General features: G+C 61.9%; 18 protein-coding genes. 13 read left to right on the plus strand and 5 right to left on the minus strand.

Annotated features, from left to right (window positions below):
- The first annotated feature begins 397 nt into the window (after nt 1–397).
- Entirely contained in the window at nt 398–2,275 is a 1,878-nt protein-coding gene (locus NBH21_RS11155) for an MFS transporter (RefSeq protein WP_250913625.1), read from the plus strand.
- 175 nt (nt 2,276–2,450) lie between these two features.
- A complete protein-coding gene (locus NBH21_RS11160; protein ID WP_250913624.1) occupies nt 2,451–3,008 on the plus strand; it encodes a GNAT family N-acetyltransferase in 558 nt (185 codons plus the stop codon).
- Between the two features lie 117 nt (nt 3,009–3,125).
- Here the strand turns inward: NBH21_RS11160 and NBH21_RS11165 are convergent, their stop codons facing one another.
- Together NBH21_RS11165 and NBH21_RS11170 are read right to left on the minus strand one after the other, a co-directional pair.
- Nucleotides 3,126–3,524 carry a DUF2794 domain-containing protein gene (locus NBH21_RS11165; RefSeq protein ID WP_250913623.1) on the minus strand — a complete coding sequence of 133 codons (399 nt, stop codon included), beginning with the start codon at nt 3,522–3,524 and terminating at the stop codon, nt 3,126–3,128.
- A 100-nt stretch (nt 3,525–3,624) separates the two neighbouring features.
- Nucleotides 3,625–4,572, minus strand: a complete 948-nt coding sequence (locus tag NBH21_RS11170) for a LysR family transcriptional regulator (RefSeq protein WP_250913622.1) — start codon at nt 4,570–4,572, stop codon at nt 3,625–3,627.
- Between the two features lie 170 nt (nt 4,573–4,742).
- Between NBH21_RS11170 and chvE the strand changes: the two genes are divergently transcribed.
- From chvE to fhuF, 11 genes are all read left to right on the plus strand, one after another.
- A complete protein-coding gene (chvE, locus tag NBH21_RS11175; RefSeq protein ID WP_250913621.1) occupies nt 4,743–5,813 on the plus strand; it encodes a multiple monosaccharide ABC transporter substrate-binding protein in 1,071 nt (356 codons plus the stop codon).
- Between the two features lie 114 nt (nt 5,814–5,927).
- Nucleotides 5,928–7,463 (plus strand): multiple monosaccharide ABC transporter ATP-binding protein, encoded by a 1,536-nt coding sequence (mmsA, locus tag NBH21_RS11180; protein WP_163902356.1) that lies wholly within the window; start codon nt 5,928–5,930, stop codon nt 7,461–7,463.
- Nucleotides 7,463–8,674, plus strand: coding sequence for a multiple monosaccharide ABC transporter permease (gene mmsB, locus NBH21_RS11185; protein WP_250913620.1), 1,212 nt, complete (start codon nt 7,463–7,465; stop codon nt 8,672–8,674). Before mmsA ends, mmsB begins: the two co-directional genes overlap by 1 nt.
- 10 nt (nt 8,675–8,684) lie before the next feature.
- Entirely contained in the window at nt 8,685–9,650 is a 966-nt protein-coding gene (gene araD1 / locus NBH21_RS11190; RefSeq protein WP_250913619.1) for an AraD1 family protein, read from the plus strand.
- 70 nt (nt 9,651–9,720) lie between these two features.
- Nucleotides 9,721–11,466, plus strand: coding sequence for an L-arabinonate dehydratase (araD, locus tag NBH21_RS11195; protein WP_250913618.1), 1,746 nt, complete (start codon nt 9,721–9,723; stop codon nt 11,464–11,466).
- A gap of 10 nt (nt 11,467–11,476) precedes the next feature.
- Entirely contained in the window at nt 11,477–12,406 is a 930-nt protein-coding gene (locus NBH21_RS11200) for a Gfo/Idh/MocA family protein (RefSeq protein WP_250913617.1), read from the plus strand.
- 21 nt (nt 12,407–12,427) lie between these two features.
- A complete protein-coding gene (locus NBH21_RS11205) occupies nt 12,428–13,942 on the plus strand; it encodes an aldehyde dehydrogenase (NADP(+)) (RefSeq protein WP_250913616.1) in 1,515 nt (504 codons plus the stop codon).
- A gap of 15 nt (nt 13,943–13,957) precedes the next feature.
- Nucleotides 13,958–14,878 carry a 2-dehydro-3-deoxygalactonokinase gene (locus NBH21_RS11210; RefSeq protein WP_250913615.1) on the plus strand — a complete coding sequence of 307 codons (921 nt, stop codon included), beginning with the start codon at nt 13,958–13,960 and terminating at the stop codon, nt 14,876–14,878.
- 14 nt (nt 14,879–14,892) lie between these two features.
- A complete protein-coding gene (locus NBH21_RS11215; RefSeq protein ID WP_250913614.1) occupies nt 14,893–15,534 on the plus strand; it encodes a 2-dehydro-3-deoxy-6-phosphogalactonate aldolase in 642 nt (213 codons plus the stop codon).
- A 155-nt stretch (nt 15,535–15,689) separates the two neighbouring features.
- On the plus strand, nt 15,690–17,861 hold the full coding sequence (locus tag NBH21_RS11220; protein WP_250913613.1) for a TonB-dependent siderophore receptor: 2,172 nt from the start codon (nt 15,690–15,692) through the stop codon (nt 17,859–17,861).
- Nucleotides 17,862–17,865: 4 nt separating this feature from the next.
- The gene (gene fhuF / locus NBH21_RS11225; protein ID WP_250913612.1) at nt 17,866–18,669 is read left to right on the plus strand and encodes a siderophore-iron reductase FhuF; all 804 of its coding nucleotides are present in this window, start codon (nt 17,866–17,868) and stop codon (nt 18,667–18,669) included.
- 4 nt (nt 18,670–18,673) lie between these two features.
- Here the strand turns inward: fhuF and fhuB are convergent, their stop codons facing one another.
- From fhuB to NBH21_RS11240, 3 genes are read right to left on the minus strand one after another with little or no spacing between them, the layout of a single operon-like run.
- The gene (gene fhuB, locus NBH21_RS11230) at nt 18,674–20,647 is read right to left on the minus strand and encodes a Fe(3+)-hydroxamate ABC transporter permease FhuB (protein WP_250913611.1); all 1,974 of its coding nucleotides are present in this window, start codon (nt 20,645–20,647) and stop codon (nt 18,674–18,676) included.
- Entirely contained in the window at nt 20,644–21,564 is a 921-nt protein-coding gene (locus tag NBH21_RS11235) for an iron-siderophore ABC transporter substrate-binding protein (RefSeq protein WP_250913610.1), read from the minus strand. The genes fhuB and NBH21_RS11235 overlap by 4 nt, the downstream gene beginning before the upstream one ends.
- Nucleotides 21,554–22,369: an ATP-binding cassette domain-containing protein gene (locus tag NBH21_RS11240; protein WP_250913609.1), complete on the minus strand. Its 816-nt coding sequence runs from the start codon at nt 22,367–22,369 to the stop codon at nt 21,554–21,556. The genes NBH21_RS11235 and NBH21_RS11240 overlap by 11 nt, the downstream gene beginning before the upstream one ends.
- Nucleotides 22,370–22,422 lie beyond the last annotated feature (53 nt).

The following is a 22,422-nucleotide window of genomic DNA, read 5'->3' on the forward strand; positions in this document are numbered from 1 at the left end:
GACACATCAATAACGGATGAGCCGAAGAATTGCATGATCAGGTCCCTTTTCGCGCCGAGCTAATAAGGCGTTTTTGCTCGGAGTCAAGCAAAAGCACGCAATCGGGTTCATTGTCGTGATTTCAGGCCTGCGCCACGCCTGCCATCCGCAATGGCGGAGCGGTCAATGTCAATGGCAATCTCCAATTTCGTCGTTAAGAAGATATTAATCGAACTTTTCATTCTATTTACGACATATCGGAGCCATGAAATTAGACTTAAGTCATACGCCCAAAGCATCTCTCTGCTTTTTCCGGATTTCTGCCAGTCTGTTAACAACCTGTATCGCGACAAAACGACCCGGAGGAGCATGGGTCGGTCGTTGTGAAGGGGGAACTTATCTTAGTGGAGGAATTACAATGGCAAATGTCGCAGCCGTTAGCGGCTCGCCGCGTGGCATGACCGCCGAGGAACGCAAGGTTATCTTTGCGTCGTCTCTCGGTACGGTCTTCGAATGGTATGATTTCTATCTTTACGGTTCACTGGCGCTTTATATCGGCGCAACCTTTTTCTCGCAGTATCCGGAAGCGACCCGTAACATCTTCACCCTTCTCGCCTTTGCGGCGGGCTTCCTCGTGCGCCCTTTCGGTGCGCTGGTGTTCGGTCGGCTCGGCGATATGGTTGGCCGCAAGTACACCTTCCTCATCACCATCCTGATCATGGGCGCATCGACTTTCCTGGTCGGTCTTCTGCCGGGTTCCGCCAGCATCGGCATTGCCGCGCCGATCCTGCTGATCGCGCTTCGCATGCTGCAGGGCCTGGCGCTCGGCGGTGAATACGGTGGTGCCGCGACCTATGTCGCAGAACATGCGCCGCATGGTCGCCGTGGTTTCTACACCTCGTGGATCCAGACGACCGCGACGCTCGGTCTCTTCCTTTCGCTGCTGATCATCCTCGGCATCCAGACGGCCATGGGTCGCGAGGAATTCGCCGCGTGGGGCTGGCGCATTCCGTTCCTTCTTTCCGCGTTTCTCCTGGCCGTCTCGGTCTGGATCCGCATGAAGATGAACGAATCCCCCGCCTTCAAGAAGATGAAGGAAGAGGGCACCCATTCGAAGGCGCCGATTTCCGAAGCCTTCGGCCAGTGGAAGAATGCCAAGGTTGCCATTCTCGCCCTGCTCGGCGCCGTCGCCGGCCAGGCCGTGGTCTGGTACTCTGGACAGTTCTACGCGCTGTTCTTCCTGCAGAACGTCCTGAAGGTCGATGCTCAGAACGCCAACATCATGGTCGCCATCGCGCTTGCCATCGGCACCATGTTTTTCGTCGTGTTCGGCTGGCTGTCCGACAAGATCGGCCGCAAGCCGATCATCATGGCAGGCCTGCTGCTCGCCGTGCTGACCTACTTCCCGCTGTTCAAGGCCATGACCGAGTTCGGCAACCCGGCGCTTGCCGCAGCCCAGTCCAATATCCGCGCGACCGTCACCGCCGATCCGAAGGATTGTAACTTCCAGTTCAACCCGACCGGCACGGCGAAGTTCACCACCTCCTGCGATATCGCAACCTCAACGCTGACCAAGAACTCGGTTCCCTATGACGTCGTTGCCGGACCGGCCGGATCTGCCGCGACGATCAAGATCGGCGAAGCGACGATCGAAAGCTATGATGCGATCAAGGCGGCCGACCAGTCCAAGGCGCTGGACGCCAAGATGCAGAAGGGCATGAACGTTGCACTGCAGGCCAACGGTTACCCGCTGGTTCGCGGTCCCGTGAAGGTTCCGGACTCCAAGCTCGACGCCTTCGTCGCCGCCAATCCGGAACTCGCGCTCGACGCTGCTGCCGTCCGTGCCGGTGGGAAGGAAACCATTGCGACCAGCCAGCTCGTCACCGACAAGCTGCTGACCGCCGAAGAAGCTGCCGGCGCTACCGAGATGCCCGTCTACACCATCGCCAAGGGCGGTGCGTTCAAGATGGTGGCCGATCCGGCCAGCGTGAACTGGGTTGGCGTCATTGCCGTCCTGACCGTGTTGATGATCTACGTCACCATGGTCTACGGTCCGATTGCCGCCATGCTCGTCGAGATGTTCCCGACGCGTATCCGCTACACCGGCATGTCCCTGCCCTACCACATCGGTAACGGCTGGTTCGGCGGTCTGCTTCCGGCGACGGCGTTTGCAATGAGCGCCGCCAAGGGCGACATCTACTACGGCCTCTGGTACCCGATCGTGATCGCTGCCTTCTCCTTCGTGGTCGGCATGATCTTCCTTCGCGAGACCAAGGACAACGACATCAACGCCTGATATCGCGCATCAGGCCAGATCCAGGAAAACCCGGCGAAACCGCCGGGTTTTCTTTGTCCGCAGTTATCTCTCCTCGGGTTTGCGCGCTGAAAGGCATCACAGTGTTATCCGCCTTGCGTGAGTGGGATGAGTGTGAAACAGAAAAGCATACCTTGTTTCTATCGGTTGCATTTTCATGACCCCTGCTCTTCGCGACGCCATGTCGGACGATATTCCCGCCATTGCCTCGATCTATTCGGAAGCCGTGCTCAACGGCACGGCGAGCTACGAGATCGCACCGCCTGATGAAGCGGAGATGACACGGCGCTTTCAGGCAATCACCGGGCAGGGCTATCCCTACATCGTGGCTGTCGATGAAGACGGAGACGTGGTGGGCTATGCTTACGCCTCGGCATTTCGCACCCGGCCGGCCTATCGCTGGCTGGTGGAGGATTCGATCTACATTGCGCAGAAAGGCCGGGGCAAGGGGATCGGCCGCCTGCTGCTGCAGGAGCTGGTTTTACGCTGTACCGCGCTTGGTTTTCGCCAGATGGTGGCCGTGATCGGCGGCGCCAGCCCGGCCTCGGTCGGGGTGCACCGGTCCTGCGGCTTCCGAATGGTCGGTACGCTGAACGGCACGGGCTTCAAGCACGAACAATGGCTGGATACCATCTTCATGCAGATCGCGCTTGGGGACGGCGATACGAGCCATCCTGATCCGAAACGTTATCCGGGAACCTTGTTCGCTGGCTGAGGTCTCGGCGGATGTTCCTCCGGGAAAACAAAGCGCACCGCGATACAGCAGAACCGCGCGCCTTACGTTTTCGCTTCGCTTTATCGTAAAGCCTCGCGCGCTCTTGTGCGGAATGCTTCAGTCGACGAGTTTGAGAGCCTTGTCGAAGACCTTCAGCACCTGCTTGAGTTCGTGGCCCCGTTTCAAAATGCGGCCATCTGTCCCGACAACGGAAAAGGCGCCCTGCTTTGCCGCGAGCTTCGGGTTCTTCTCGATCCTGTAGAGGGGATATTCGCCGGATCGCTTGAAGACTGAAAAGACGGCCTTTTCCCTCAGGTGGTCGATCGCGTAGTCGCGCCATTCGCCCTCGCCGACCATGCGGCCGTAGATCCAGAGGATCGCGTCGAGTTCCCGGCGGTGAAAGGTGACCGGCAGCGGATCCCGACTCTGGCGATATTCCTGCAGGTCAACGATGGCAGCGGGTCCGCCGTCCCGTCTGTGCGACGGCTGTCCCTGCAAATCCGGCTCATCGGTCATCAAGACTCCTCGACGTCTCCATCGTGACGGATAGATGACAGTTTGCCTGACCGGATCGAAATTGCAAGCCTTCGCGAGTGATGACCAACGGTCGTGAAAGTCAGTTTCCCAGCCTCTTGCGGTTTTCGAATTCGGCCAGCAGCAGGTCGCGCAGACGCAGAGCAATGGGAGACATGCGTTTCCCGCCCATGCTGATCAGATGATAGGGCGCCACGCTGATCGGCGCCCTTATGTCGAGCTGACAAAGCCCCGCGCCGGTGGTCTGGCGACAGAGGAGGTCGGAGACTTCGCGCGACATCGGCGCGATCGCGTTCGAGGATGCGAGCATGCCGATCATGACGAGGAGGGAGGTCGTGTTGACGATGTTGACGGGAATGGGAGCGCCCTGCTCAAGGAACGCTTCCTCGACGGCCTGACGCACCGGTGCGCCGGGCGCCTGCATGGCCCAGGGAAAATGCACAAGGTCCGCAAAGGTCAGATGCTCGGCATTGGCCAGCGGGTGACGCTGGTGCACCAGAAGGTCGACCTCTTCGGACAACGATGCCTGTATGTTGAACTGGCGCGCGTCGATGCCGGCGGGGATGCGTCCAAGGACGAAATCGAGATGGCCAGCCATGAGATCGGCGATCAGCGGTCCGCTCGGGGCAACATCGACATGGATGTCGGCCGTCTCGGCTTCCGCCTTCAGCACGTCGATCGCCGGGACGACATAACCGACCGCGCCGCCGGTCACTGCTCCGATGCGCACGGTGCCGGAGAGGCCGCGCTTGATCGCCTCGACCTCACGGGCCGCCTCCCGGATCTCCATGAGCAGGTTCTGCGCTCTGAGCGCCAGTGCGCGGCCGACCGCGGTTGGCTCCATGCCCTTCGGTGTGCGGCTGAAGAGCGGGCTGCCGACAATATGTTCGATTTCCGAGAGCATACGGGACGCGGCGGGCTGTGTGAGCGCCAGAGAGTTGGCGGCAAGGCTCAGCTGTCCGAGGTCGACAACGGCCCGGATGAGATTGAAGTGCTTGGGTAGCAGTCGGTTGGCGATGATGTCGGACATGAGCGACATATCGATTATGGTATGAAGAAAGTCAAATAATTCATTTGATCGATATATCCGAGCCGTTAAGACTCGCCACAGATCGGGGGCCGCTTGTGCGAGCGCCGGTTCTAGCAATGGACGGTTGCCAGAAGGAGCTGGGGCCGGACGATCAGCCAAGGGAGGAATCCATGAAGAAAATCAGCAGTCTTATTGCGTCTGTCGCTATCGGCGTTGCCGTATTCGCGTCGTCGGCATTCGCAGAAACGAAGGGCGTCGTCGGTATTTCGATGCCGACGAAGACTTCGACGCGCTGGATCTCGGACGGCGAGACCATGGAAAAGCTGTTCAAAGAAGCCGGCTTCACGCCGGACCTGCAATTCGCCGATGACGACATTCCCAATCAGCTCGCTCAGATCGAAAACATGGTTACCAAGGGTGCCAAGGTTCTCGTAATCGGTGCGATCGACGGTACGACGTTGTCGGATATCCTTCAGAAGGCCGGCGAATCCGGCGTGAAGGTCATTGCCTACGACCGCCTCATTCGTGAGAGCGCCAATGTCGACTACTACGCAACCTTCGACAACTTCCAGGTTGGCGTCCTGCAGGCTACCAGCCTGGTCAACGGCCTGAAGGCAAAGTTCGCCGACACCAAGCCGTGGAACGTCGAACTGTTCGGCGGTTCGCCTGATGATAACAACGCCTTCTTCTTCTACGACGGCGCAATGTCCGTCCTGCAGCCCCTGATCGACAGCGGCGACATCGTCGTCAAGTCGGGCCAGACCGGCATGGAGCAGGTCGGCACGCTGCGTTGGGACGGTACCGTCGCCCAGGCCCGCATGGAAAACCTGCTGTCCTCGACCTACACCGACGCCAAGGTCAACGGCGTTCTGTCTCCCTATGACGGTCTCTCGATCGGTATCCTGTCCGCTCTCAAGGGCGTCGGCTATGGTTCGGGCGACATGGTCATGCCGGTTGTGACCGGTCAGGACGCCGAGCTGCCGTCGGTCAAGTCGATCCTCGCAGACGAGCAGTACTCGACCGTGTTCAAGGACACCCGCGAACTGGCGAAGGTTGCCGTGCACATGGTTGAATCCATCATGGACGGCAAGGAACCGGAAGTGAACGACACCAAGACCTACAACAACGGTGTCAAGGTCGTTCCGTCCTACCTGCTGAAGCCGGTTGCAGTCGACAAGAGCAACGTCAAGGACGTCATGATCTCTTCCGGCTACTACACGGCCGACCAGATCGGCAACTGATCCTTTAGGACATGTCGGGTCCGCGATCAGTCGCGGACCCCTTTCCCGTCGCATTGAGGGAGCTTGCGCTTTTGGCCGGCCCTGGTCTGCCGCATCCGCGCTGGAATTCTGCACATGAATAATATCATTCTCGAGATGCGTGGCATCACCAAGACGTTTCCGGGCGTGAAGGCCCTGGACAATGTCAATCTCAAGGTTCGCGAAGGCGAAATCCACGCTCTGGTCGGCGAAAACGGTGCCGGCAAGTCTACCCTCATGAAGGTGCTCAGCGGGGTTTATCCGGCCGGTACCTATGAAGGCGAAATTCATTTCGACGGCACGGTCCGTCATTTCTCCACGATTTCCGATAGCGAAGAGCTCGGCATCATCATCATCCATCAGGAACTGGCGCTCGTGCCGCTCCTGTCGATCGCCGAAAACATCTTCCTCGGGAACGAAGTCGCGACCAATGGTGTCATCCGATGGGCCGAGACTTTCTCCCGCACTCAGGAACTGCTTTCCAAGGTCGGCCTGAAGGATTCGCCGACGACGCGGATCACCGATATCGGCGTCGGCAAGCAGCAGCTGGTGGAAATCGCCAAGGCGCTTTCCAAGAAGGTACGCCTGCTCATCCTCGACGAGCCGACCGCTTCGCTCAACGAGACCGATTCCGACGCTCTGCTCAACCTGCTGATGGAATTCCGCAAGCAGGGCATGACGTCGATCATCATCTCCCACAAGCTGAACGAGATCCGCAAGGTCGCCGACCAGATCACCATCCTGCGCGATGGCGGAACGGTCGAGACGCTCGACTGTCACACCGGTGATGTCAGCGAAGACCGTATCATCAACGGCATGGTCGGTCGTGCGATGGAAGATCGCTATCCGCCGCGCGAGCCGAAGATCGGCGAAACGCTGCTCGAGGTGAAGAACTGGAACGTCTATCACCAGAACCACCGCGACCGTAAATTCCTGCACGATGTCAATTTCAACGTACGCGCGGGCGAAGTCGTCGGCATTGCCGGCCTCATGGGCGCGGGTCGTACCGAAACCGCGATGAGCCTTTTCGGACGCTCCTGGGGTCACAAGATCACCGGCGACGTGTTGATGAACGGCAAGGCGGTCGACGTCAGTACGATCCCGCGGGCGATCGATGCCGGTCTCGCCTATGTCACCGAGGACCGAAAGCATCTCGGCCTCGTGCTGAACAGCAACATCAAGGAAAACACCACGCTTGCGAACCTGCGGGCGGTTTCCGCGAATGGCGTGATCGATGACCGCAAGGAAGCCTCGATCGCGTCGGACTACCGCACCAAGCTGCGCATCCGTTCCCACTCGATCTATCAGGAAACCGTCAATCTTTCGGGCGGCAACCAGCAGAAGGTCGTGCTGTCCAAGTGGCTCTTCACCAATCCCGAGGTGCTTATCCTCGACGAGCCGACACGCGGTATCGACATCGGTGCGAAATACGAAATCTACACCATCATCAACCAGCTAGCCGCAGAGGGCAAAGGCATCCTGATGATCTCGTCTGAGATGCCGGAGCTTCTGGGAACCTGTGACCGCATCTACGTGATGAACGAAGGCCGGATCGTTGCCGAGCTTTCGAAGGAAGAGGCGAGTCAGGAATCCATCATGCGTGCCATCATGCGCTCGGGGGAGAAACACTAATGGCAATCGACACAAGAACCGAAACCCCGAAAGTTTCCGTCAGCGATTACCTCAGGAAGAATATCCGCGAATACGGCCTGCTTCTGGCTCTCGTTGTCATCATGCTGTTCTTCCAGTACACGACGGACAGCGTGCTGTTCCGCCCGGTCAACATCACCAACCTGGTTCTGCAGAACTCTTTCATCGTCATCATGGCGCTGGGCATGCTGCTAATCATCGTGGCGGGCCATATCGACCTGTCGGTCGGCTCGATCGTCGCCTTCATCGGCGGCATATCGGCAATCATGCTGGTGAAATGGGGCTGGCATTTCTCGCTGGTTGTTCCGCTCTGCCTCATAATCGGCGCCGCCATGGGCGCCGCCCAGGGCTACTGGGTGGCATACCAGAAAATCCCGTCCTTCATCGTGACGCTGGCGGGTATGCTGGTTTTCCGCGGCCTGACCTATGTCGTACTCGAGGGACGGCCGATCGGGCCGTTCCCGAAGGAATTCCAGCTCCTGTCGACCGGCTTCATTCCTGATTTCCTGTCGTTCACGGATCCGGCCACCAGCGATATCAAGAACTATGTTGCGTTGATCGTCGTTCTCGTTCTCGTCGCGCTCGCCATCTATTCCGGCATGCGCGAACGCCAGATCAACGAGCGTCACGGCACCCCGAACGAGCCCTTCGTCTTTTTCGCCGCCCAGATGCTGATCATCAGCGTGGTCGCCGTGTTCCTCGGTTACCAGCTCGCAACATATCGCGGCCTGCCGAACGTTCTGGTGGTCATGGGCGTGCTGATCGCGGTCTATTCCTTCGTCACCACCCGTACGACCATCGGTCGGCGCATCTATGCGATGGGCGGCAACGAGAAAGCTGCGAAGCTCTCGGGCATCAACACCGAGCGGCTGACCTTCTACACATTCGTCAATATGGGCGTGCTGGCGGCTCTTGCCGGCATGATCATCGCGGCCCGCTTGAACTCGGCGACCCCGAAGGCCGGCGTGGGCTTCGAACTCGACGTCATCGCGGCCTGCTTCATCGGCGGAGCTTCGGCTTCGGGTGGTGTGGGCAAGATCACGGGTGCCGTCATCGGCGCCTTCATCATGGGCGTCATGAACAACGGCATGTCGATCATGGGCATCGGTATCGACTACCAGCAGCTCATTAAGGGCCTGGTGCTGCTCGCTGCCGTGTTCTTCGACGTCTACAACAAGAACAAAGCAGTCTGAGGTAAAGGCCATGTATCTGTCGCAATTGAAGGGTGGTGGGGTAATCTGCCGCCAGGGAGACTCTGCGCGCCTCGTTCTGGGCTTCGCTTCCACCTACGAGCTGGCGAAAGCCGCCATCGCGTCGGGGATATCGATTGCAGCCCTCATCGAGCGTCAGGGCGCCGGCGATGCCGTCGATCTCGCGGCACTTGCCGCAGGCGGCAAGCTCGATTGCCCTGTCCGTCATCCGGATCCTGCCCACATGTTCCTCACCGGAACGGGTCTGACCCACACCGGTTCGGCCTCCGCCCGCGACAGCATGCATGCCGATACCACCGGCATGAGCGACTCGATGAAGATGTTCCGCATGGGCATTGAGGGTGGCAAGCCGAAGCCGGGCGAAACCGGGGTTCAGCCGGAATGGTTCTACAAGGGAACGGGTGTCAACGCGATTGCGCCGGGCGAAGCCCTGGTATCGCCCTCCTTCGCACTCGATGGTGGTGAAGAGCCGGAGATTGCCGGCTTCTACCTGATGGGCGAGGACGGCACGGCGTTCCGCATCGGCTTCTCGCTGGCGAACGAGTTTTCCGACCACGTCACGGAAAAGATCAACTACCTCTATCTCGCCCATTCCAAGCTGCGTCCGGCCGCCTTCGGCCCGGAACTGCTGGTGGGTGAACTGCCGGAACACGTGACGGGTGCCTCGCGCATCCTGCGCGACGGCAAGGTGATCTGGGAAAAGCCCTTCCTATCGGGAGAAGGCAACATGTCCCACACCATCGCCAACCTCGAATACCACCACTTCAAATACGATCTTTTCCGCCAGCCGGGCGATCTGCACGTGCACATGTTCGGCACGGCGACGCTTTCCTTTGCCGACGGCATCAAGACGCAGGACGGTGACGTGTTCGAAGTCAGCGCGACCCAGTTCGGGCTTGCGCTCCGCAATCCCTTGAAGACCGCGGCCGAGCAGGCGCCGGCGGTCAAGGCCCTCTGAGAGCGGCCCCTGGACAAAATCGGGCGACATGAGCCGCCCGCCCTTCGACCAAACAGAATCGAGACAAGCCATGAGCGCTTTCAAACCGGCAGCTTGGCCACGCAAACTGAGATCCCAGGAATGGTACGGCGGCAACTCGCGTGACAACATCTATCACCGCGGCTGGCTGAAGAACCAGGGTTACCCGCACGACCTGTTCGACGGGCGCCCGGTGATCGGCATCCTCAACACGTGGTCGGACCTCACGCCCTGCAACGGCCACCTTCGCGAACTCGCGGAGAAGGTCAAGGCGGGTGTCTGGGAAGCCGGCGGCTTCCCGCTCGAAGTGCCGGTCTTCTCCGCTTCGGAAAACACCTATCGTCCGACCGCGATGATGTACCGCAACCTCGCGGCTCTTGCGGTGGAAGAAACCATCCGCGGCCAGCCGCTCGATGGCGTCGTGCTTCTCGTCGGCTGTGACAAGACCACGCCGTCGCTGCTGATGGGCGCTGCATCTGTCGACCTGCCGGCGATCATGGTGTCGGGTGGCCCCATGCTCAACGGTTACTTCCGCGGCGAGCGCGTCGGTTCCGGCACGCATCTGTGGAAGTTCTCCGAGGCGGTCAAGGCCGGTGAAATGACCCAGGAGGAATTCCTGGAAGCCGAAGCCTCGATGTCGCGTTCCACCGGCACCTGCAACACCATGGGCACCGCTTCGACCATGGCGTCGATGATGGAATCGCTCGGCATGACGCTCTCGGGCAACGCCGCTATTCCGGCCGTTGACAGCCGTCGTCGCGTCATGGCGCAGCTTTCCGGCCGTCGCATCGTACAGATGGTGAAGGACGACCTGAAGCCTTCCGACATCCTGACCAAGGCTGCCTTCGAGAACGCGATCCGCACCAACGGTGCCATCGGCGGCTCGACCAATGCGGTCGTGCACCTTCTCGCCATTGCCGGCCGTACCGGCATCGACCTGTCGCTCGACGACTGGGATCGCCTTGGCCGCGAGATCCCGACCATCGTCAACCTGATGCCATCGGGTGAGTACCTGATGGAAGAGTTCTTCTATGCCGGCGGCCTGCCCGTCGTCCTGAAGATGCTCGGCGAATCCGGCAAGCTCAACAAGGATGCGCTGACCGTCTCCGGCGGCCCAATCTGGGATGAGGTCAAGGACGTTCGCAACTGGAACGAGGACGTCATCCGTCCGGTCGAAAAGGCCCTGACCCAACATGGCGGCATTGCCGTACTCAAGGGCAATCTCGCCCCGAAGGGCTGTGTGCTGAAGCCGTCGGCTGCCTCCGAGCACCTGATGCAGCATCGCGGCCGCGCCGTCGTGTTCGAGGACATCGACGACTACAAGGCGAAGATCAACGACGAAGCGCTCGATATCGACGAGACCTGCGTCATGGTCATGAAGTACTGTGGCCCGCGCGGCTATCCCGGCATGGCCGAGGTCGGCAACATGGGCCTGCCGCCCAAGGTCCTGCGCAAGGGCATCACTGACATGGTCCGTATCTCGGATGCCCGCATGTCCGGCACGGCCTACGGCACCGTCCTCCTGCACACCTCGCCGGAAGCCGCTGTCGGCGGTCCACTCGCCGTGGTTCGCAATGGCGACATGATCGAGATCGACGTTGCTAATCGTCGCGTCCATCTCGACATTCCGGATGACGAGCTGCAGCGCCGGCTTGCCGCATGGCGTCCGGCCTCGGAAGCCCCGAATGGCGGTTACGAGCGTCTCTTCCACGATCATGTCGAAGGTGCCGATACCGGTGCCGACTTCGACTTCCTGAAGGGTTGTCGCGGCAGCGCCGTCGGCAAGGATTCGCACTGAGGAGAGACCCATGACGAAGCGTATTCCGCTGGCGCTCGTGGGCGTCGGCAAGATTGCCCGCGACCAGCACATTCCCTCGATTGCCGGGGGGCCGGATTTCGAGCTCGCCGCTGCCGTCAGCCGGCACGGCAAGGTCGATGGAGTGGAGAACTTCGAAAACTTCGATGCCTTTCTCGCCGCTCGCCCGGATGTGAAGGTCGTATCGCTCTGCACGCCGCCGGAAGTCCGCTTCGACATGGCGAAGAAGGCGATTGCCGCCGGCCGCGATGTCCTGATGGAAAAGCCGCCGGCAACAACGCTCGGTGAAGCGGAAGCGCTGAGCGCGCTTGCTGCGGAAGCCGGCGTGACGCTGTTTGCCACCTGGCATTCGCGCTTTGCGCTCGGCGTGGAGCCGGCGCGGATCTGGCTTTCGGACAAGACCATAAAGACCGTATCCATCGTGTGGAAGGAAGATGTCCGCCGCTGGCATCCCGGCCAGGCGTGGATCTGGGAGCCGGGCGGCTTTGGCGTGTTCGATCCGGGCATCAACGCGTTGTCGATCCTGACCGCGGTCGTACCGGGTCCGATCCTCGTCGAGCGTTCGACGCTGGAATTCCCGGAAAACAAAAAGCAGCCGATTGCCGCCTCGATTGCCATGCGCACCGTCGATGGCGCGCCCGTCAGCGCCGAATTCGACTGGCGCCAGGAAGGTCCGCAGACCTGGGACATCACGATTGAGACCGATCAGGGTCTTTTGCGTCTTTCAAAGGGCGGTTCGGAACTCTATATCGGGGATGTGCTCCATACGGCAGGTTCCGACCGGGAATATGCCGGCATCTACGAGCGCTTCGGCGCACTCATCCGCGCGCGTGAAAGCGATACCGACTACCAACCGTTGAGACTCGTGGCGGATTCCTTCCTCTGCGGCGAACGGAAGGTTGTCGCTTCCTTCGAAGATTGATCAAAACGAGGAGGCCCTGTCTTGGCCTATACACTGACCGGAAAGCACCTGATCGCAGGCAACTGGATTGCAGGTAGCGAAACCTTCGACTCTTCGCCGGCTACGGGCCCCGTCCGTTCCTTCTCCATCGGGACGACCGCGCTGGTCGATCAGGCGGTGAAGGCCGCCGAGGAAGCCTTCGAGACCTATGGCTATTCGAGCCGCGAATCGCGCGCCGCCTTTCTTGAGGCGATCGCCGAGGAAATCGATGCGCGCGGCGATGCGATCACCGAGATCGGCTCGCAGGAAAGCGGCCTGCCGGAAGCCCGCCTGATTGGCGAGCGTGGCCGCACCGTCGGCCAGCTTCGTCTGTTCGCCGCCCACATCCGCAAGGGCGATTATCTCGACCGTCGCCATGACGAGGCACTGCCAGATCGCAAGCCGCTGCCGCGTCCTGACCTGAAGATGGTCCAGCGTCCGATCGGTCCGGTCGGCGTGTTCGGCGCTTCCAACTTCCCGCTCGCCTTCTCGACGGCCGGTGGCGACACTGCGTCGGCGCTTGCCGCCGGCTGCCCGGTTGTCGTCAAGGGTCATGAAGCCCATCCCGGCACCGCCGAGATTGTCGGCCAGGCCATTGATGCGGCGATCAAGCGTACCGGTGTGCATCCGGGCGTCTTCTCGCTCGTTCAGGGCGGAAGCCGCGAAGTCGGTACCGCACTCGTCCAGCATCCGCTGATCAAGGCCGTCGGTTTCACCGGTTCGCTCGGCGCTGGCCGCGCGCTGTTCGATCTCTGCGCCCGTCGCCCCGAGCCGATCCCGTTCTTCGGCGAGCTTGGCTCTGTCAACCCGATGTTCCTGCTTCCCGAGGCCGTTGCCGCCCGTGGCGAGGCGATTGCCAAGGGTTGGGTCGCGTCTCTTACCAATGGCGCCGGTCAGTTCTGCACCAATCCGGGCATCGTCGTGGTGACCGAGGGTACGGACGCTGAAACCTTCACGACGACCGCAGAAGAGGCCCTTGCCCAGGTTGGCGCTCAGACCATGCTGACGGACGGCATCGCCGATGCCTATCGCAAGGGTGCTGCCCGCATCGCCGCCGTCGAAAACGTCCGCTCGGTGTTGACCTCGACCTGCGACCTGCGCAATGCCAAGCCCTACCTGTTCCAGACGACGGCCGAAAACTGGCTGGCGAACCATGAACTCGGCGAGGAAGTCTTCGGCCCGCTCGGCATCATTGTGACGGCGAAGGACGCCGACGAGATGGTGAAGCTTGCCCGCAGCCTCGAGGGCCAGCTCACGGCTACGCTGCAGCTCGAAGCCGGTGACGAGCCGGTCGCCAGCCGTCTCTTGCCCGTGCTTGAGCGCAAGGCTGGCCGCATCCTGGCGAACGGCTTCCCGACGGGTGTCGAGGTTGCCGATGCCATGGTGCATGGCGGTCCCTACCCGGCTTCCACCAATTTCGGCGCGACCTCGGTCGGCACGATGGCGATCCGCCGGTTCCTCCGTCCGGTCTGCTATCAGGATATCCCGGCCGCTCTTCTGCCCGAAGATCTGCAGTAAGAAGGCCCTGCATCCATGACCGGCTCACCGTTTGCCGCCCTCGTTGACTGGGGAACCAGCAATTTCCGTCTCTGGATCGTCGATGCCGGAGGCGGGGTTCTCGCAGAGCGCCAATCGGATGACGGCATGGGTCGCCTCGAACGGGATCGTTTCGGTGCCGTTCTGGAAGGACATCTGCAGGCGCTTTCCGCGCCTGCGGACCTGCCTGTGGTGATTGCCGGCATGGCGGGAGCCCGCAGCGGCTGGCTGGAAGCAGCCTATGTCGAAACGCCCGCACCGCTCGAGGGTCTTTTCCGCCATGCCGTAACGCCGGAGCACTCCGGCCGCCGGGTGTTCATTCTACCCGGTGTGTGCCAGCGCACAGCCGGTGCCGAGGACGTGATGCGTGGCGAGGAAACCCAGCTTGCCGGCGCCATCGAATCTGGTGTTGCCAGCGGTCTTTTCTGCCTACCCGGAACCCATTCCAAATGGGCAGAGCTTGATGCCGGAATGGTTCGCGGTTTCACCACGGCGATGACGGGCGAGCTTTTCCAGCTCCTGAGCCGCCAGTCGATCCTGCGCCTTTCCGTGCCTGAAGACGTACGCGCCGAAGCTGATCATCCGTCATTTGCCGCTGGCGTTTCCGAGGCGGCCGAGCCGCATTTTTCGCTGACGACGCGCCTCTTCTCGATCCGCGCTGAAGGCTTGCTCGGTGCTGCGGACGGCGCTGCCGCCGCCGCACGTCTTTCCGGCCTGCTGATCGGTGCGGAAGTGGCCGCCATGCGCCGTCGCTACTCGCCGGCCGGCGACGTTCACATCATTGGCACCGGTGCGCTCGCCAGCCTCTACACCAGGGCGCTTGCCCTGTCCGGCATCCGCGCCGTGGCGCTCGATGGCGGCGAACTCGTCCGCAAGGGCCTGTTCGCAGCCGCCCGCTCCCTCGTTTCCGCCTCCTGAAGGAGTAACCCGTCATGACAACTTCCGCAGTCGCCTGGCCTCAACTCAAGCGCAATCTGGTGGCTATCCTGCGCGGCGTCAGGCCGGATGAAATCGAGCCGATCGTCGATGTTCTGCTTGAAACCGGATTCGAGGCGATCGAGGTTCCGCTGAATTCGCCTGATGCCTTCGTGTCGATCGAAAAGGCACGCAAGCGCGCGCCGGCGTCCTGCCTGATTGGTGCCGGGACGGTACTCGATGTCGCCAATGTCGACCGTCTCGCCGATGCCGGCGGCAATCTTCTCGTCACGCCCAATGTCGAGCCGGATGTCATTCGTCGCGCGGTCGGTCATGGTATGGTCACCATGCCGGGTGTCTTCACACCGACCGAGGCACTTCTCGCTGCCAAGTCCGGTGCTGCGGCGCTCAAGTTCTTCCCGGCCAGCGTGCTTGGCGCTCAGGGCATCAATGCCATCCGCGCGATCCTGCCGGCCGGCCTGCCGATCGGTGCCGTCGGCGGCGTTTCCGAGACCGATTTTTCCGCCTACCTCAAGGTCGGCGTCACCTGCTTCGGGCTTGGCTCCAGCCTCTACAAGCCGGGATACGATGCCGCTGCCGTCGAGGAGCGGGCGGTCAAGACCATAGTCGTCTATGATGAGGCGGTTTCGGCCGGCTGACATCGCCTTGAGGAAAGGGAAGAGCTGTTAATCTCTTCCTTTTTTATCAAGTTTAAAGTTGACTCTTTTCGTTCACTTTATAGTGTCCACTCGTTCGCAACGCGGTGGGGGAAACCCGCAGCGAGCCTGTGGACGGACATGAACAGGAGAGGTCTATGAAGCGGCGGAATGATCGACCGGCGGTCGGAACGGGTTTAACCGGAAAGGTGTCAGGGGCGAGGCGCAAAGCTCTTCTCGCGGGCGCGGCGACACTCTCGCTGTTTGCTGCCGCAGGGGGTACGGTTGCGCAGGATGCTGCCCAGGAAGCATCCACCGAACTGAAGCCCATCGTGGTGACAGGAAAGCAGGAGCGACCCATTGGCCCGGATGCGACGGTGGTCGCGAGCGAGTCGGCGACAGGCACAAAAACCGACACTCCGATCCTCGATACGCCGGCTTCCGTTTCGGTCGTGACGCAGAAGGAAATGGAGACACGCGGCGTCGAGAACATTCAGCAGGCTGTTTCCTATACGGCAGGCGTCCTCGTGGACGAGTTCGGGTCTGACGATCGTTACGATTATCTCCGCATTCGCGGCTTCGACCAGACTGCGCTCGGCAGCTATCGTGATGGCCTCCCGGCCCGCATCCCGGCATGGTTCACCGCAAGCCGCCTCGAGCCTTATGGCCTGCAGCGCGTCGAGGTGCTCAAGGGCTCCACATCGACCCTGTTCGGCCTCAATGGCCCCGGCGGTCTGGTCAACGCTATCACCAAGCGCCCGCAGGATGATTTCCATGCGGAGGTCTACACGACCTTCGGTGACGAGCACATCGAGACCGGCACCGATTTCGGCGGTCCGATCGGTGACAGCGACGTCTGGAGCTACCGCTTCACCGGCAAGTGGCAGGATGCGGCGAGCAATTACGATTATTCCAACGACGACCGGCTCTATATCGCGCCGGCCCTGACCATCAAGCCCGAGGAAGGCACCTCGCTCACCATCCTCACGGATTATTCGAAGCGTGACAGCAGCCTGTCCTATGGTTTCTTCGAAGGCGTCGATATGGACCTCGACACCTTCCTGGGCGAGCCCGAATACAACAAGTTCAATACCACGCAGACCGATCTCGGCTATCAGTTCGAGCATGAGTTCGACAACGGCCTGACCTTCCGGCAGAACGCCCGCTACAGTCATATCGATCTCGATTACGAGCAGGTCTATGGCGGCACGACCGATCCGGCCAACGATCGCACGGCATTTCAGGTCTACAGCAGCGGTTATCGCTTCACCATCGACAATCAGCTCCAGTACGATGCGAGCTGGCGGGCGTTCGACAGCAAGACGCTGGTCGGTCTCGACTACACCTATGACAACACCCGGGAAGATATCGATATCGGCACGGCGCCGGGCATCGACATCTACGATCCCGTCTATTGCGGCCGAAGCTGCATCACGCTCGGACCTTATGTCGACTGGCGTGTGAAGCAGAAGGCGCTCGGCATCTACGCACAGGAACAGCTGACCTTCGACGATCGCTGGATCCTCACGCTTGGCGGCCGCTACGACTACGTCAACACGGTGGCCGATTATCTGGATACCGGCTTGCAGGACGACGACACGGCAAAGGCCTTCACTTCGCGCGTCGGTCTTACCTACAAGATCAATCCGGAACTGGCCGTTTACGCCAATTATTCGGAATCCTTCCAGCCGCTGGTTGCTGCGAATGCCAATGGCTATGCGGTGGATGGTTCGCTGAAGGCGCAGGAAGGCACCCAGTACGAGGTCGGCGTCAAGTATCGCCCAGAGAGTTTCGACGCGCTCTTCACGCTCGCCTTCTTCGACTTGACGCAGAGCAATGTGCCCACCTACATCTCGCCGGTCGAGCAGCGGCAGATCGGCGAGGTCCGGGTGCGCGGCATCGAGCTTGAAGGCAAGATGGCGCTGAACGATCGCCTCAACCTCACGCTCGCCTATTCCTATTGGGACGGCGAAATTGTGGAGGACGGCATCAGCGGCAATGCCGGCAACCGGCCGGACCGTGTGCCTGAGCATATCGCTTCCGCATGGCTCGACTACACCATCCCCGGTGACGGCATTCGCGGCGACCTGACGCTCGGTGGCGGCGTGCGCTATGTTGGCCAGACCTTCGGCGACGCCGAAAACACCGTATCGGTTGACGCCTACACCGTGGTCGATGCCTCGGTTAAGTACAAGGTGACGGACAACCTCAGCCTTGCCGTCAACGCGACCAACCTGTTCGACCGCGAGTATCAGACGACCTGCTACTATGGCACCTGCTATTATGGCGACCGCCGCAAGGTCGTCGGCACGCTGAAATACACCTGGTGAGGCCGTGAACCCGGGCGTCGCCAGCGAAGAACCGATGATCGATCATCCGGCCGCGTCGAAGGACGTGGCCGGTGTCGTCGATTTTGCCGATATACTGGCGCGGAAGGCCGGGGCGAAATACGTCTATTGCACCGGCAAGTTCGTCTCGCGCGCACCTGATGATACCGAAGTCCTGAGCTGTCGGGCGCTGACAAGCGAGGAAACATTCTCCGGCCTTATCGACCGCTACGCTCTTCGTTACGGGGATGGCGACCGGCGGGCAGTGGTCTCCATGTGGACCATGTCTTACTTCAGCACCCTGATGATCGGCGCGGCCGTTTCCTGGCTGGAACTGCGGCGCGTCCTGCCGCTCCGTCTCGATCGCCTGAGCCTTGCCGTCGACGCCAAAAGCGGCGAACCGCGCGCCTTCGTGCTTTCCGACTGGGGACGGGAGGACGAGGGGGCCAGCGTCCACGAAGCCTTTCACGAGGTCATCCGCGAGCATGCGGAGCCTTTGATCGACGCAATCGCTGCGCAGGCCGGTGTCAGCCGCAAGCTCCTGTGGGCCAATGCGGCCGGCTATCTCGGCTGGATCGCCGGAGAAATCGGGCGTCTCACCGATCCGGTGCTTGCCGTCGAAGGCAGGGCGCTGCTTGATGATCCGTTCTGGCCGGATGGCTGGAAGAACCCGATGCATGGCATGATCCGGCAGGAATGCGGGCAGGGTGGCGAAACCATCGACCGTCGCCGGGTCTGCTGCCTGCGCTATGCGCTGCCGGGCATTGCCGGCTGCGGCATGGTCTGTCCGCTTCCGCAGGGCCGCAACTGATTTCTCAGGCTTTTCGTCTCAGCATCAGCATCAGGAAGGGGGCGCCGACCAGTGCGGAGACCAGCCCTGCCGGTATGGCGTAAGGAAAGACCACGGTGCGCCCCGCCCAGTCTGCCAGCACCATCAGTCCACCGCCGATCGCAGCCGCACCCGCCATCTGGGGAAACGCCCGGACAAGGCCCGCCTCGCGAGCCAGATGCGGCCCCATCAGGCCAATGAAACTCAGCGGGCCTACACTCAGGGTCGCCGCGGCACTCAGCAGTCCGGCAAGGCCGAACAGCACCAGCCTGGACGGTGTGAGCGGCAGGCCGACGGCAGTTGCCGCCTCCGGGCCGAGCGGCAGGATATCCAGCCAACGCCGCGTCGAGAACGCCGCCCCGATCAGGATGACCCCGGCGACCGAGACCGTGATTGCCGTGACGCCATCGACATTGTAGGTGGATCCGCTCATCCACCGCATCAGGAACAGGGAACGGGGATCGCCGCTCGCCGTCAGGATCCCGACGACGGCATCGACCATGGCGCTGAGCGCGATGCCGGCGAGCAGAACTCTTTCCGGTGCCAGGCCCGAGCGGATGGCGAAGGCGAAGATCACCGCAAGGACGACGAGAGCCCCGAAAGCGGCAAAGCCGAGCTGGCTTGCAAGGCCCGGAGCGGCGATCGCAAAGACGGCGATGGTCACGCCGAAGGTTGCGCCGGCGCTGATGCCGAGAACTTCAGGGCTTGCCATCTCGTTGCCGGTGAGGCGCTGCAGGATAACACCCGCAACGGCGAGCATGGCGCCGGAGGCGAGTGCTGCGAAGACCTTTGGCGTTCTCAGCCCCAGGATCTCGCTTGCGATGGAGGCATCGGGCAGGGCCCAGGCGCCGTCGATCGCGCGGCCGATGAAGAGGCCGACCAGCACGGCCAGCATGACGGCCGCAAGCGCCAGAGGGAGCGCCTTGGGGCCGACGGTCAGCCGGCTTGCTTGCCTTGTGCGTCCCTGCAGGATCCTGTGGCGGGTCTTCAGCCGCGGAAGGAGCAGGAGAAGCAGGGGCGAACCAAACACTGCCGTGACGGCTCCCGTCGGCAGGAAGTCGGCCATTGCCCCCGCCAGATATTGTACGGCCCCGTCGGCAAACCACAGGAGCGATGCACCTATCAGGGTCGACCATACGAGAATTTCGACCGGACGTCTTGCGCCGGAAAGTCTGGCGATGGTGGGGGCGACCAGACCGATGAAACCGATGACGCCGACGGCGCTGGTAACGAAGGCCGCAAGCGTGACGGCTGCGGCGACGGCAATGAAGCGTAGCTGGGCTATGCGCAGGCCAAGAGCGGATGCGCCGGCCTCGCCAAGCTCCAGCAGGGAGAGCGGCCGGATGATCAGCGTTGAAAGGAGTGCGACGGCGCCGATTTTCGGCAGCAGCGAAAGCGGAATGGACCAGCTTTGCTGGGAGAGGGACCCCGCCCCCCAGATAAACAGGCTGACCAGGTAGCGCTCGTTCAGCAGCATCAGGATCGCCGAGAGCGCGCCGCACCAGAGACTGATGACGAGGCCCGAGAGCACCAGCGAGAAGGGAGAGAAACCCCGGCGCGCGCCGAGCAGGAAGACGAGAGCTGCGGCAATCCCGCTGCCGGCGATGGCGACAAGATCCCGGCCGAAACCGAGCAGCGCAGGAAAAAAGAGGGTCGCGATCGCCAGTGCCAGATTTGCACCGGCCGAAATGCCGAGTGTCGTCGGCGAAGCCAGAGGATTACGCAGCACTTGCTGGAAGAGCGCGCCGGAAAGCGCAAGTGCCGCGCCGGCCAGCAGTGCGGTCGCCATGCGGGGCAGGGTGGAATAGAGTAGCACCATGCGAGTAACATCATAGCCGGCTGCCGGTGCGGCCTCGAGGGCAGGCGCGACCTGCAGCCAGGCGATGGCTGCCGCGAGCAGTACCATTGCAAGCGTTACGATCGCCGGCCCGAGGGAAAGTCTCGTGGATGTCTCGGTCATGAGCCGGATTCCAGTTCGCGGGTTATGATCGAGGCGAAGCGTATGGCTTCGTTGACCATGCCGAACATGAGGGCAGGGGGCACGACCGAGAAATGTCCGGGCCGGGCAAAGGGCAGGGCCTGCCATAGCGGACTCTGGTCGAGTTTCGGCAGGACGTCTCCGGGAAGCGGTTCGAAGGCTATCAGCCGTGCCTGTTGATCGGTCACGCGCGACAATTCCTCTATGCCGATGGTCTGAAAGCCCCAGAAGTTCGACGCCTCCTTCCAGGCGTTCTCGACGCCGATCTTGTGCAGCACGTTATCAAACAGGCCCGGCGCCCCATAGATGCGGGCGTGGCGGGCATCCATGAAGCTGACCAGAGCCAGAGGCGGCGGCGACAAAGGTTCAAGTCTGCGGCGGCAATCGGCGAAGAAGGCGTCCACCTCTGCAAGAAAGCGTTCCCCCTCTTCCGTCCGGCCGATGGCGGCGGCAAGCTTGCGGGTGGCCGCGATTGCGGCCGGCAGGATTTCCCCGCCTTCAGGGGTGTAGATCTCCAGACGCAGCACCGGCGCCACCGCTTCTAGTTTGGGAAGCAGTGCGTCGAGATAAGGCGTGGTGAGGATCAGATCGGGCTTCAGCGCGGTGAGAATCTCGAAGTTGACCTCCCACGAGCTGCCGAGGTCGATGACGCTTGCCGGCATTTCCGGTTCGACCATCCACCTGTCCCAGTCGGCGAGCGAGGCCACTGCAGCCGGCGTAACGCCGAGCGACAGCATGGTGGAGGCGAGGCCGTAGTCGAGGCTGACGATCTTCGTCGGTATGCCTTCTGCCCGGGCAGGCAATGTCGCCAGCTGGGCAGGCAGGGCCGCGGCGCCCGCCATCATCTTCAGCAGCGCCCGCCGCTGCACTCCGCGCCGGCCGTGATCGTCAGGAGACATAGGCGAGCGGTATGCTGAGCGCAGGATGAGGCATGACATCCATGGCGATGCCGTAGATGTTCTCGAGCGCGTCACGCTGCAGGATCTCGGCGGGAGTACCGCTCGCGGCGACGATGCCGCCCTTGAGCGCATGGATGCAGTCGCAGAAACGGGCCGCCATGTTGATGTCGTGCAGCACAATCACCACGCTGAGCCCCTTTTCGCGCGAAAGCCGGCGAACGAGCGAAAGCACTTCCATCTGATGGGCGATATCCAGTGCAGAGGTCGGCTCGTCCAGAAGCAGGCATTCGCTGTCCTGGGCCACCAGCATGGCGATCCAGGCGCGTTGCCGTTCGCCGCCCGACAGTGTCTCCACCAGCCGGTCGGCGAAGGGGTCGAGATGGGTGAGCGCCAGGGCCTCCTCGACCTTGTGGCGGTCGCGATCGGTAAAGCGGCCCAGCGCGCCGTGCCAGGGGTAACGCCCGCAGGCCACCAGTTCGCGCACCGTCATGCCGGCGCCGGCGCCGACATCCTGCGGCAGATAGGCGACGGAGCGGGAAAAGGCGCGCGCGTCGAAGGACGAGGTGGGCTGTCCGCCATAATAGACCGTGCCGGAGTTCTGGCCCTGTTGGCGGGCCATGATCTTCAGGAGCGTCGACTTGCCGGAGCCGTTGTGACCCACGAGGGCGGTGATCTCGCCCGCGGCGAAATCCAGCGACACATCCTTCAGGATGGCGCGTCCCTGGAGGGTGAGTCCGACGGCTTCGACGCGGAAGGCCTGACGGGCTCGGTCCGTTCCGTCGATCGGCCACTGGTTCTTCGTCATGCTCCGCTCCTTCGCACCCGCGCAACATCGGTTGTCACTGCGTTACTAAATAT

Source organism: Ciceribacter sichuanensis, from assembly GCF_024055605.1.
Lineage (GTDB): Bacteria > Pseudomonadota > Alphaproteobacteria > Rhizobiales > Rhizobiaceae > Allorhizobium > Allorhizobium sichuanense.